Origin of the sequence: Mesorhizobium sp. M7A.F.Ca.ET.027.02.1.1, from assembly GCF_004022985.1 — a bacterium.
GTDB lineage: Bacteria > Pseudomonadota > Alphaproteobacteria > Rhizobiales > Rhizobiaceae > Mesorhizobium.
Genome location: NZ_RZOL01000168.1, coordinates 1 through 12,829, shown reverse-complemented (window position 1 = coordinate 12,829; position 12,829 = coordinate 1). Strand labels below are relative to the sequence as shown.

General features: G+C 62.7%; 11 protein-coding genes. 7 read left to right on the top strand and 4 right to left on the bottom strand.

The window, feature by feature from the left end:
- The 4 genes from EN749_RS18965 to EN749_RS18950 all read left to right on the top strand — a co-directional run.
- On the top strand, positions 1 to 298 hold a 298-nt coding region (locus EN749_RS18965), incomplete at its 5' end, for a hypothetical protein (RefSeq protein ID WP_145990944.1).
- 355 nt (positions 299 to 653) lie between these two features.
- Complete coding sequence (locus tag EN749_RS18960; RefSeq protein WP_128363706.1) at positions 654 to 1,901, top strand: OmpP1/FadL family transporter; 1,248 nt, start codon at positions 654 to 656, stop codon at positions 1,899 to 1,901.
- Positions 1,902 to 2,206: 305 nt separating this feature from the next.
- The gene (gene ilvD / locus EN749_RS18955) at positions 2,207 to 3,931 is read left to right on the top strand and encodes a dihydroxy-acid dehydratase (RefSeq protein ID WP_127270685.1); all 1,725 of its coding nucleotides are present in this window, start codon (positions 2,207 to 2,209) and stop codon (positions 3,929 to 3,931) included.
- A complete protein-coding gene (locus tag EN749_RS18950; RefSeq protein WP_127270686.1) occupies positions 3,918 to 4,757 on the top strand; it encodes a tetratricopeptide repeat protein in 840 nt (279 codons plus the stop codon). The genes ilvD and EN749_RS18950 overlap by 14 nt, the downstream gene beginning before the upstream one ends.
- Positions 4,758 to 4,806: 49 nt before the next feature.
- On the opposite strand, the gene EN749_RS18945 is transcribed toward EN749_RS18950, so the two are convergent.
- From EN749_RS18945 to erpA, 4 genes are all read right to left on the bottom strand, one after another.
- The gene (locus tag EN749_RS18945; RefSeq protein ID WP_127270688.1) at positions 4,807 to 5,106 is read right to left on the bottom strand and encodes a hypothetical protein; all 300 of its coding nucleotides are present in this window, start codon (positions 5,104 to 5,106) and stop codon (positions 4,807 to 4,809) included.
- 89 nt (positions 5,107 to 5,195) lie between these two features.
- A complete protein-coding gene (xth, locus tag EN749_RS18940) occupies positions 5,196 to 5,990 on the bottom strand; it encodes an exodeoxyribonuclease III (RefSeq protein ID WP_127270660.1) in 795 nt (264 codons plus the stop codon).
- Positions 5,991 to 6,007: 17 nt separating this feature from the next.
- The gene (locus tag EN749_RS18935; protein ID WP_128363705.1) at positions 6,008 to 6,403 is read right to left on the bottom strand and encodes a VOC family protein; all 396 of its coding nucleotides are present in this window, start codon (positions 6,401 to 6,403) and stop codon (positions 6,008 to 6,010) included.
- Between the two features lies 1 nt (position 6,404).
- On the bottom strand, positions 6,405 to 6,752 hold the full coding sequence (gene erpA / locus EN749_RS18930) for an iron-sulfur cluster insertion protein ErpA (RefSeq protein ID WP_127270656.1): 348 nt from the start codon (positions 6,750 to 6,752) through the stop codon (positions 6,405 to 6,407).
- Between the two features lie 90 nt (positions 6,753 to 6,842).
- Here erpA and EN749_RS18925 point away from each other — a divergent pair, with 90 nt between their 5' ends.
- The 3 genes from EN749_RS18925 to EN749_RS18915 form a co-directional block, all read left to right on the top strand.
- Complete coding sequence (locus EN749_RS18925) at positions 6,843 to 8,057, top strand: deoxyguanosinetriphosphate triphosphohydrolase (RefSeq protein ID WP_128363704.1); 1,215 nt, start codon at positions 6,843 to 6,845, stop codon at positions 8,055 to 8,057.
- Between the two features lie 75 nt (positions 8,058 to 8,132).
- Complete coding sequence (argS, locus tag EN749_RS18920) at positions 8,133 to 9,890, top strand: arginine--tRNA ligase (protein WP_128363703.1); 1,758 nt, start codon at positions 8,133 to 8,135, stop codon at positions 9,888 to 9,890.
- Positions 9,891 to 9,993: 103 nt separating this feature from the next.
- Positions 9,994 to 12,829: SPOR domain-containing protein (locus EN749_RS18915; RefSeq protein ID WP_128363702.1), on the top strand; the 2,836-nt coding region annotated here is incomplete at its 3' end.

Here is a 12,829-nt window from a genome sequence, read left to right as displayed (position 1 = left end):
CTCGGCGACAAGGTCGATCAGGCTGCCAAGCGGCAGGCAGATCGTGCTCAACGAGGCGACGATCTGCCTGCCGCTTGGCAGCCTGATCGACCTTGTCGCCGAGGCAGCACGGCTGCAGAAGGAACTGGCCAAGGTGACCGAGGAGATCGCGCGGCTGCACAAGAAGCTGTCGAACGAGAGGTTCGTCGCCAGCGCGCCGGCCGAGATCGTGGATGCCGAGCGTGAAAAGCTCGCTGAATACCGCGATGCGCAGGACAAGCTGTCGGTCGCGTTGGCCAGGGTTCGCGACGCCGGTTGAGGATAGATTCGCGAGACTTTAGCCCTCTCTAAAGTGCTGGTTTTTCCTCGAAAATCTGCATGCCGTTGCGTTAATATTGACGTAAACGGAAGTTTTAGCCCCATTGTTGCCATAATGTAACAATGGGGCTCCTGGAGCCCAAAAAAGGCCTGTTTTCGAGCCCTTTTGGATGGTTCTCTCTGTTTTTGGGAGCCGCTCAGCCTTCACAGACCATTTTTCGGCTTTGCCGCACTAGGTTGCATTTCCTCGAAAATGCGCCTGGCCAATGTGTACATGTACGCCCGCGAATTCGTTGTTGCACCGTTAACCTGAATTGGTTCTAGCTTGATGCACTCGAATTCGGGGAGGACATTTCATGACTATTCTGCGACTGAAGGCGCTGCTGGGGGCGGGCTGCTTTTCGCTGGCTTTGATCGGGACGGCGATGAATCCGGCACATGCCGGCGGCCTGGAGCGCGGCGGTTACGATATCGATTTGCTGTTCGATCCGGCTCCGTTCGCGACCGAAGCCGAATCGACCTATGTGATGCCGCAACGCAAGCTCAAGAATGCGGTGGACACCAACCCGCTCGACGGCGATTTGACGCCTCTGGGCAGCACGGCGAAGGACAGCGAGAGCTATTGGGTGCCGCGGATCGGCGTCAAGGCGCAGATCGTCCAGGGTATCGACTGTATGTTCGACTATTCCCAGCCTTGGGGTGCGCACACAAATCCGGGTCTTTGGGCCGGTGCCCAGTCCAACATGGAAACCGACATCAAAAGCAACAACTACGCCACAACCTGCTCCTACAAGATGGACGCCGGCAAAGGCCAGGTTCGCTTCATCGGCGGCGTCTACTACCAGGAAGTCTATGGCTTCAAGCAGGACCTGATATCGCCGCTGGTGCCGGATTTCCAGGGTACCGGGCGTGTCGATCTCAAGGGGACCGGCTGGGGCTGGCGCGCCGGCCTGGCATATGAAATCCCCGAGATCGCACTGCGCGCCAGCCTCGTTTACAATTCGCGGGTCAAGCTCGACAATATCTCGGGCACGCTGGATTTGACGCATGTTGGCAGCGTGGTGCTTCCGATCTACGGCTCAACGCAATACATGCCGGATACAGTCGAATTGAAATTGCAGTCAGGCATTGCGCCAGGCTGGCTCGCCTTCGGTTCGCTCAAGTGGGTCAATTGGAGCCTGCTGCAGAGCGTTCCGATTTGCGTCGTAGGTACCCCCGCAGGGGCATGCGTCACTGGTGATGCTCTCCATTCGGGCCAGATCACCTCGCTGGACCTGATGTATCGTGACGGCTGGACAGTTACCGGCGGCATTGGCCATAAGTTCAACGATCAGTGGAGTGCTGCCGGCCAGCTTTCCTGGGATCGCGGCACGTCGCATGGCTATGGCTCGCAGACCGATACCTGGACACTGGGCGGCGGCGTCGCCTTTACGCCCAAGCCGAACATCGAAGTGCGTCTGGCCGGCGCGGTTGGGGTGCTGACCAGCGGCCATTCTGGAGCGTTGGCTGGTGAGAACGGATATGTCGCCGGCACGGATGTCAGCTACGACTTCGGCAACGATCTGGTCACGGCTATTTCAGGTGGCCTTAAGATCAAGTTCTAAGTCTCTAACAATTATAACAAAAGGCCGGGGATTACCCGGCCTTTTTTGTTTGGGATCGCATCGCCCCGATTTGTCTCATCCAAGCTGCGTTGCATATTATCCGTACCGCCTGCGCCTCCTGCTATTGTGATGTTTTGGCAACACTTTCTGAGCAACCCCTGCGCTGGAAGCCGGGCTGAGGAAATTGCCTATTTCCCGCCATAAACCCGGCGCACCTCGATCTTGTCTCGGGACACGCGCCAAAAGGCTCGGCGAGGGGGCAGCCGCTCCGCCCCATTTGCAGGGAAGATGGGGCAAGGAAGAATATGGACGCCAAAGTCATCTCCAAGGCTAAGCTCCCTAGCCGCTATGTGACCGTCGGTCCGGCGCGTGCGCCGCATCGTTCCTATCTCTATGCCATGGGTTTGTCGGCGGCCGAGATTGCGCAGCCGCTGGTCGGGGTCGCCTCCTGCTGGAACGAGGCGGCGCCCTGCAACATCTCGCTGATGCGTCAGGCGCAGGTGGTCAAGAAGGGCGTCGCGTCCGCCAGCGGCACGCCGCGCGAATTCTGCACCATCACCGTCACCGACGGCATCGCCATGGGTCACCAGGGCATGAAGTCGTCGCTGGTGTCGCGCGAGGTCATCGCCGATTCGGTCGAACTCACCATGCGCGGCCATTGCTACGATGCGCTGGTCGGGCTGGCCGGCTGCGACAAGTCGCTGCCCGGCATGATGATGGCCATGGTGCGGCTCAACGTGCCGTCGATCTTCATCTATGGCGGTTCGATCCTGCCCGGCAGCTATCGCGGCCGCCAGATCACCGTGCAGGATGTGTTCGAGGCGGTTGGCCAGCACTCGGTAGGCACCATCGATGATGCCGAACTTCTCGAAATCGAGCAGGCGGCCTGCCCGTCTGCCGGCTCCTGCGGCGCCCAGTTCACCGCCAACACCATGGCCACCGTCGCCGAGGCGATCGGCCTGGCGCTGCCCTATTCCTGCGGCGCGCCGGCACCCTATGAAATGCGCGACCGGTTCAATTTCGCCTCCGGCGAAAAGATCATGGAGCTGATCGCGAAAAATATCCGGCCGCGCGACATCGTCACTCTGAAGGCGCTGGAGAATGCGGCGACCGTGGTCTCGGCCACCGGCGGTTCGACCAACGCGGCACTGCATCTGCCGGCGATCGCCCACGAGGCCGGCATCAAATTCGACCTGTTCGACGTGGCCAAGATCTTCGAGAAGACGCCTTACATCGCCGACCTCAAGCCGGGCGGCAAATATGTCGCCAAGGACATGTTCGAGGCCGGCGGCATTCCGCTGCTGATGAAGACGCTGCTCGACCACGGCTATCTGCATGGCGACTGCATGACCGTGACTGGCCGCACTTTGGCCGAAAACATGCAGCACGTTGTCTGGAATGAGCATCAGGATGTGGTCCGCCCGGCCAACACACCCATTACCCAAACCGGCGGTGTCGTGGGCTTGAAGGGAAACCTTGCCCCCGAAGGCGCGATCGTGAAGGTCGCGGGCATGGCGGAGTTGAAGTTCTCCGGCCCAGCACGCTGCTTCGATTCGGAAGAGGAATGTTTCGAGGCGGTGACGCATCGCAACTACAGGGAAGGCGAGGTTCTCGTCATCCGCTACGAAGGGCCGCGCGGCGGCCCCGGCATGCGCGAGATGCTGTCGACGACGGCAGCGCTATACGGCCAGGGCATGGGCGGCAAGGTGGCGCTGATCACCGACGGGCGCTTCTCGGGCGCGACGCGCGGTTTCTGCATCGGCCATGTCGGCCCCGAGGCAGCCGTGGGCGGCCCGATCGGACTGCTCAGGGATGGCGACGTGATCTCGATCGACGCGGTGAACGGCACGATCGATGTGGCGTTGTCCGATAGCGAACTGGCGGCGAGGGCAAAGACATGGAAGGCGCGCACGACCGACTATCAGTCGGGCGCGATATGGAAATATGCACAGACGGTAGGGCCGGCGCGCGATGGCGCGGTGACCCATCCGGGCGGTGCGAAAGAAACACACTGTTATGCGGACATCTGAGTTGTTGAGGTCGTCTGTCTTTTCGGCACTGGTCGTGGCCGCCACATTTGGCGCGACCTTTGGCGCCGTGGGCCAGGCCATGGCCTTCGACGACAAGGTGTTCGACGACAAGACCGGGGTGAAGCCGCAATCCAGCCCCTGGGCGGTCTTCCAGTTCGGCTTCTCCGCCTACAAGAACGGCCACAAGGAACAGGCTGCCGAGGCCTATAAATACGCTGCCGAAAACGGCCAGATCGGTGCCACCTGGAAGCTTGCCCGCATGTATGCCGAGGGCGACGGCGTGGCGCGCGACGACTATGAGGCGTTCAAGTTCTTCTCCGAGATCGTCGACCAGGACGTCGAGCCCGGCTCGCCTGAGGAAAGCTATGTCTCCGATGCGCTGGTGGCGCTTGGCGACTATTTGCGCACGGGCATTCCCGGCAGCCCGGTCGCCGAGAACGAGGTGGCGGCCCAGGAATATTACATGCGCGCCGCCGCCAACTACCGCAATCCGAACGCGCAGTTCGAGATGGGGCAGATGTTCTTGAAGGGCGAGGGCGGCGTGAAGGCCAGTGTCAAGCAGGCTGGGCGCTGGTTCCAACTCGCCGCCGAGAAAGGCCATGCCGGCGCCCAGGCGACACTGGGCCATTTGTTGTTCCAGAGCGGCAAGATCGTTCGCGGCCTGGCGATGATGACGGCAGCGCTCGAACGCGCTTCGCCGGCTGACCAGCCCTGGATCCGCGGCATGCAGGAAGAGGCATTCGCCACCGCCGGCGAGGCCGACCGCCGCACCGCGATCTCGCTGGCCGATGATATCCTCACCAAGGGCAACAACGCGGACCAGTAGTCTCGCGGCTGCGTCAGCTTCACCAGCAGCACTCGATTTTCGATCGCGATCAGTTCTCGATCGGCTCCGTCGGCACCATGCTGGGCGCCGGCGTCGAGATCGGCGTGACATGGGGGTGTGGCGCCAAGGTGTTTTCCGGGCAGCTATCCCCAATCTTCGTCCACGATGTGTTGTTGAGCACCATGTCGCAGCGGGCCAGATGGCTCCGGTCGGCAACCGTCAGGCAGGCGACCTGGCCAAGCTGGTAGGATTTTCCATTGGCCAAGCATTCCTGGTCGGCAAATGCCGCACCGGGAGCGGCCATGGCAAATGCCAGGCCGATCGGACAAAGATGAAATCGTGTGCTCATGGAACCCCAGCCGCCATGCTGGCCCGCAATGAACGGCGCCAAATGTGGCGATATGAGGTCCAGCGCCTGCGTGCCCGGCGAGGGTTCTCTCAGGCCGGCTGAAGCGCGAGATCGATCGCCACCGGGACGTGATCGGACGGTTTTTCCCAGGCGCGCACGTGCTTTTCGATCGACGCGGAAGAAAACCGGTTGGCGGCTTCCGGCGACAAAAGCAGGTGGTCGATGCGGATGCCGTTGTTCTTCTGCCAGGCGCCGGCCTGATAGTCCCAGAACGTGTAGGTGTCGTGGGCGTCGGTGACCGCGCGCACCGCCTCGGTGAAACCAAGGTTGAGCAGCCGGCGGAAGGCTTGTCGCGTCTGCGGCTGGAACAGGGCGTCGCCCAGCCAGTTCTCCGGAAACCGCGCGTCGATCCGCTCGGGAATCACGTTGTAGTCGCCGGCGAGCACCAGGGCCTCCTCAAGCCTCAGCCGTTCTTCGGCCCAGCGCTCCAGCCGCGCCATCCAGGACAGCTTGTAAGGAAACTTCTTCTCGTCATCGATCGGATTGCCGTTCGGCAGATAGAGCGAGGCGACGCGCAAGGCGCCCTTGTCGGTCGAGAAAACGCCTTCGATGAAACGCGCCTGTTCATCGGCATCGTCGCCGGGCAGGCCCCGGATGACTTCGTCGAAGCGCAGCTTCGACAACAGGGCCACGCCGTTGAAACCCTTCTGGCCATGGGTTTCGACATTGTAGCCAAGCGCCTCGATCTCGGCGCGCGGGAATTGCTCGTCGACGGTCTTGATCTCCTGCAGGCAGACGATGTCGGGTGCGCTCTCGGTCAGCCAATGGGTGAGATTGCCAATGCGGGCGCGGACACCGTTGATGTTCCAGGTGACGATTTTCATGGCGGTCTCGATGCTGTTCAGTTGGATTCTTGCGGCGGATGGCGTTCGACGAGGCCAATCGTATTGCCAGCCGGGTCCTTTAGGAAGGCCATCCATTCGCTTTCCCCCGCTGGACCGAACTGGCCCTCCGTGTCGCGATGGACAAGTGTTGGCGGCGCGGTGAAGGGTACGCCTGCCGCGACCGCAGAGGCATGGAAGTCATCGAGGCCGGATATGTCGAGATAGACGGTTCCGGCTGGTATGCCGTCAGTGAACAGCAGCCTGATATCGCCGGCCATGATGAAGGCGATGCCCGGCGGATCGAAGCGCGCATGAACCGCCATGCCGAGCACGTCGCGCCAGAAAGCCAGCGTCACGTCGAGATCACGGCCAGCCGACAGCGCGATCTGACGGACCGCACCGATAGCAGGCATTCTATATGGAGAAACTCGTGCCGCAGCCGCAGGACGCGACGGCGTTCGGGTTGCGGATCTGGAACGACTGGCCCATCAGATCGTCGACGAAATCGATCACAGAGCCGCCCATATAGACCAGCGACAGATCGTCGATCAGCACGGTGGCGCCGTCCTTCTCGATGGCGACGTCGTCGTCATTGCGCGTATCGACCAGATCGAACTTGTAGGAGAAGCCTGAGCAGCCGCCGCCTTCGACCGACACGCGCAGCGCCGTCTTGCCGGCCTCGTTCGAGACAATCCTGGCGATCCGCCTGGCGGCGGCCTCGGTCATATCGACTTTCATGGCAGTCTTGGCATCAGCGCCCATGGGCGTCACCTTGCTTTCGGTTTCACATGATAGGTATGAAGCGCGAGGGGCCAAGTCAACCTGGCTAAGTCAACTGCGGCAGCATCAGCCATGACCAACGAGTTGGGCGACATCGGATTCGGCTATCGGCCGCGCGCCGCCTATGCCTGCGATCCGGCAAAGTCGCGCGGACGGCTGTTCGACGAGGTGGAAAGCCCGACGCGCACGCCATTCCAGCGTGACCGTGACCGCATCATCCATTCGACGGCGTTCCGGCGGCTCAAGCACAAGACGCAGGTCTTCATCGCGCATGAAGGCGACCATTATCGCACCCGGCTGACCCATTCGATCGAAGTGGCGCAGATCGCGCGTGCCCTGGCACGGGCGCTGCGCGGCGACGAGGATCTCGCCGAGGCGGTGGCGCTGGTGCATGATTTCGGCCACACGCCCTTCGGCCACACCGGCGAGGACGCGCTGAACGAAAAGATGGCCGCCTGGGGCGGCTTCGACCACAACGCGCAATCGCTGCGCATCGTGACGAGGCTGGAGGCGCGCTACGCCGAGTTCGATGGGCTCAACCTGACCTGGGAAACGCTGGAAGGCCTGGTCAAGCACAATGGGCCGCTGACGGACGCCAACGGCAAGGGTCTGAAAGGGCCGGTGCCGCAGGCGATCCGTGATTACTCTGAACTGCACGATCTCGAACTCGACCGGTTTGCCGGCATCGAGGCGCAATGCGCGGCGATCGCCGACGATATAGCCTACAACACGCATGACATCGACGACGGCTTGAGGGCAGGACTGCTGACGCTCGACATGCTGGAGACTGTTTTGCTGCCGGGAACGATCCTGAAAGGCGTGCGCGCACGCTATCCCTCCCTCGATGCCGTGCGCACCGGCCACGAACTGATGCGGCGGCAGATAACCGCCATGGTCGAGGACGTGATCAAGTCGACGACAGCCAATCTCGATCGCATCAGGCCGCGGAGCGCCGATGCGGTGAGGGCAGCTGGCGAGACGATGGTGGTATTCTCGGCCGAAATGGCTGCCTTGGAGAAAGAACTGAAGGCCTTCCTGTACAAGCACCTCTACCGGCACGCGGAGGTCATGCGGGTGCGCGCGGACGCCGAGCAGATCGTCAAAAATCTGTTCGACGCCTATTTCGCCGATCCGCGCGCCATGCCGGACGGCTGGCGCGAGGGACTGGATCGGACCGACGACCGCATCAAGGCGCGCAGCGTCGCCGACTTCCTGGCGGGTATGACCGACACCTACGCGCTCAAGGAACACCGGCGTTTGTTTGACCATACGCCTGAATTGGGCTAGGGCGGGCTCGATTTTGCCGGCCAACGAGCCGGATTCGCTGCAAAGCCGCCAGAGCCAGACCCCAGAGTCACACAAATGAACATCTTCGCCGATTTCACCGCGCGAATTATAAAAGCCGTCGAAGCGCTTGATCTGAAAGACAAAGACGGCGTTTCGCCTGACCTGTCGCGCATTGCCGTCGAGCCGCCGCGCGACGCCAGCCACGGCGACCTGGCGACCAATGCGGCGATGGTGCTGGCCAAGCCGACCGGCCAGAACCCGCGCGCGCTGGCCGAAAGACTGGCGCAGGCGCTGCGTGACGACAAGGATGTCGCGGCGACGGAAGTGGCCGGGCCCGGTTTCGTCAATCTCAGGCTGAAGGACGGCTTCTGGCAGACACATCTGACCGCACTGCTCGGCGAGGGCCGCAACTATGGCCGCTCGACGGTTGGCGGCGGCAGGAAGACCAATGTCGAATATGTCTCGGCCAATCCGACCGGGCCGATGCATGTCGGCCATTGCCGGGGTGCTGTCGTCGGCGACGCGCTCGCCAATCTGATGGCCTTCGCCGGCTACGAGGTGACCAAGGAATATGTCATCAACGACGCCGGCTCGCAGATCGACGTGCTCGGCCGTTCCGCATTCCTGCGTTACCGCGAAGCGCTGGGCGACGACATCGGCGAAATACCCGCCGGTCTCTATCCCGGCGATTACCTGGTGCCCGTCGGCCAGGCGCTGGTCGCGGAATACGGCCGCTCGCTTCTGCAGATGCCCGATGACGAGGCGCTCGCCATCGTCAAGGATCGCACCATCGATGCGATGATGGCGATGATCCGCGAGGACCTGGCGATGCTCAACGTGCATCACGACGTGTTCTTCTCCGAGCGCACGCTGCATGCCGACAATGCCAGGAAGATCCGCTCGGCGATCAACGATCTGACGCTGAAGGGCCATATCTACAAGGGCAAGCTGCCGCCGCCCAAGGGCGAGAAGCCAAACGATTGGGAGGATCGCGAACAGACGCTGTTCCGCTCGACCGCGGTCGGCGACGACATGGACCGGGCGCTGGTCAAGTCCGATGGCTCGTTCACCTATTTCGCCGCCGACGTCGCCTATCTCAAGGACAAGGTCGACCGCGGCTTCGTCGACCTGATCTATGTGCTCGGCGCCGACCATGGCGGCTACGTAAAGCGGCTGGAGGCCCTGGCGCGGGCGATTGCCGGCGACGAGGTGAAGCTCACTGTCCTGCTGTGCAATCTGGTCAAGCTGTTTCGCGAGGGCGAACCGGTGCGCATGTCGAAGCGGTCGGGCGATTTCGTGACGCTGCGCGAAGTGGTGGAGGAGGTCGGCCGCGACGCGATCCGCTTCATGATGCTCTACCGCAAGAACGATGCGCCCCTGGATTTCGATTTCGCCAAGGTGACCGAGCAGTCCAAGGACAATCCGGTGTTCTATGTCCAGTACGCCTCGGCGCGCTGTCATTCGGTGTTCCGGCAGGCGAGCGAGCAACTGGGCGAAGCCAATTTCGACCGCAACAGCCTGGCGTCGGCCGCGGCATTGCTGACCGACGAGGGCGAGATCGGCCTGATCCGCAAGCTTGCCGAATACCCGCGGCTGATCGAGTCCGCCGCCCTTGCGCTCGAGCCGCATCGGCTGGCATTTTACCTCTATGATCTGGCTTCCAGCTTCCACGGACACTGGAACCGTGGCACGGATAATCCGGACTTACGTTTTGTTAAGGTTAACGACCGACAATTGACGCATGCCAGACTAGGGCTGGTGCAGGCTGTTTCGGACGTTTTGACGTCCGGCCTGACGTTGATCGGAGCCGCCGCGCCCACCGAAATGCGTTAGGTTTGACTAAATAACCTGTCACCTTTTGCCCACATTGCGCTGGTAAGGGCCAACCCTACGCGACGTCCATGGCGTCCGAATGAGTGCGAGTTCGGGAACAATAATGGCAGACAGAACCCAGCTGAGAGTAGCCGACAACAACGACATCGCTGACGATGATCCGTTCGCGGAACTGACCAGGATCATGGGATTCGACCCGCGCCAGCCGGTCAGGCCGCAATCGCCCGCCCAGCCGCAGGCCCCAGCCGCCGATCACGGGCTCGAAGAGGGCGATTTCGATATCGATCTCGAGAAAGAAATGATGGGCGAGTTCGGCGCTGACGACAGCGACGCCGCTCCGGTTGTTCAGGCTCATGAGCCGACCTTCGTGCTTGAGCCGGCATTCGAAGCGGCTGACGCCAGCGCGATGGACGATGAGCTTTCGGTGTCGCTCGACAACGATTTCCAACTGGACATGGCTGAGATAGACGATCACGTCGCCGGCGCCAGCCATGCGGTCGCAGCTGAAGCGGCGCCGTCCGTCGAGCCGGCTTTCGCGTCTGATTTTGACGATGCCGTCGCCGGTTCGCTTGAGGACGTCTCTCCCTTCGAGGACGATCATTCGATGGCGGACGAGCTGGCCATTTCGCTCGACCAGGATCTCCGGATCGATGAGGAAGCCGAAGAGGCCCAGTACGCTGAAGAGGCCCAGTACGCCGTTGCCGACACGCCCGCTACTATCGAGCCAGTTGCCTCCGATGACGAATTCGACGATGCGGTGGCAGTCTCGCTTGAAGACGAGCTGGTGCTCGACGACCATTCGGCGGCCGAACAGTCATTCATGGCCGCCGAGCCCGTCAAGTATCCCATGCCGGAGCAGGCGGCGCGTGACGGCCATGCAATCTCCGATGAGAGCTTTGCCGGCCATTTCGACGACGCGATGGCTGATGTCGACATGGATTTCGACGTTCGCGCGGATGAGCCGAATGCCTTCGACGAGCCGCACGCGCATGATGCGCTGGTCGATATCACTGACGCGAACGGCGATATTCCCATCCCTGAAGGCATGTCGGACGATGCTTTCGACCTAAGTTTGGACGACGCGTTTGCCGAAACGGCCGAAGAGCCGGTCGCCGAGGTTGCTGCCGCTACGGTCCAGCCGGCGGCGCCAGAGGCTCATGTTGCGCCGGCGGCGCATGCCCCGGCCGCGGACGAACGGAGCCTGGAAGACGAGTTGAATGCGTTGCTGGGTGCCATGACGGCGCGCACGGCGCCGGTGGCCAGTGAGCCCGTCACGGCTCAGCCGGCTGTCGCCGCCCTGCCGCCTGTTGCCGAGCCCGCCGAGGAACCGGCCGATCTTGTCGGCGACCTCGACTGGGATCTTGACGAACCCGCGCCTGAGCAGGACCGGCATGTTGGCACGGCCCAAGCGGCCGATGCGGATATTGACGACCTTATGCTTGATGAACTCCAGGATACGACTTGGCACACGGCTGGCGCTGTCGATTTCGACGATGATGCGTTCGACGCGGCTTTGCCCAAGGATCTTGATCCGCGTGACGAAGCCGCTGACCGGGACAATTCGGCGGATTCTCTCGATTGGCTTGCGGAGCGTTCCCAACCGGCAGAGCCGACGCGTTCGTGGAGCCGCGTGACGCCCGTTCCGCAGCAGCCGTCATTCAGTGCTCAGCCTGCGTTTGCTCAGCCGGCCGCTTCGGTGGCATCCGTGGCCGCCGCGCCGGCAGTCGCCGCCATGACGTCCTACCGTTCGTCCGAGCCGGTCGAGGCCGTGGCTCCCGCTGTCCCGGTGTCGGCGCCCCAATCGCGCCAGCCTGCGCATTACGAAGACATGCCCGACGTCGAAACGGTCGATGTACCCGAGCGTGTCGTCGCGCTGGCCGACGATCTCGATATTCCCGAACTGCACTTCGAGGAAGACCAGCCGGCGTCGTCTGGCTACGACGATCTCGATGCGGAGTTCTCCAGCCTTCTCTCCGAGATGAACGCGGTGGAGGTCGCTCCTGTTCCCACGAGCAATGTGGCCAGCGCGTCTTACGATGATGACTCCTATGCCGCGGGCTTCAAGCCGGGCTATGACAGCCTCAAGCCGGGCTATGACGGGGTCAAGCCGGGCTATGACGGGGTCAAGCCGGGCTATGAGCCGGAAGCGCGGACCTATGCCGCGCGGCCGATGGACATGTCCGCCCGCGCGGCGGCGCCCACGGGTTATGCCGACGCCTCCGGCTTCGACCTCGACGGCCTGCCAGGGAGCCAGCCGGTTTCGCAAGCCGATGATTTTACTGTCGATGAACTCGACTACGATCCCGAACTCGACGAGGCTATGGCTGTTCCGGGTCTCGGCGAGCGTGAGGCCGGGAGGCCGACGCGCGGACGCGGACTGTTCATCGCCGCGATTGTCGGCGCGGTCGCGGTCGCGGGCGGTCTCGGGGCCTTTGCGCTGTCCTTTGGCGGCAAGGGCGGCAGCGAAGCGCCTGTCATCGTCAAGGCCGACAACGCGCCGATCAAGGTCAAGCCGGAGAATCCGGGCGGCGCCGTGGTGCCCAATCAGGACAACAAGGTCTACGACGCGGTCAGGGGCGCCAAGCCAGCCGAGCCGGTCCAGGAAAAGCTGGTCACCAACGTCGAAGAGCCAGTGGACGTCCAGGCGAAAGATCCGGCCCGCGCCATCGACCTTTCGCCGGACCAGAATACAGCCGCCGCTGGAACCGATGTCGGCAATGCCGCGCCGATGGCCGGCGCCGCTTCGGCCGACAACGCTTCTGCCGACAATACGGCGCCCGCGCCCAAGTCCGAGGACCGCATTGCGCAGGTGCTGCAGGATGCCGACAAGGGCACCAATGCCGATGTCGTCGCCGTTGCGCCGCGCAAGGTGAGGACCATGGTGGTCAAGTCGGACGGTTCGCTGGTGCCGCGTGAAGATCCGGCAGTGCCCGCCGCGC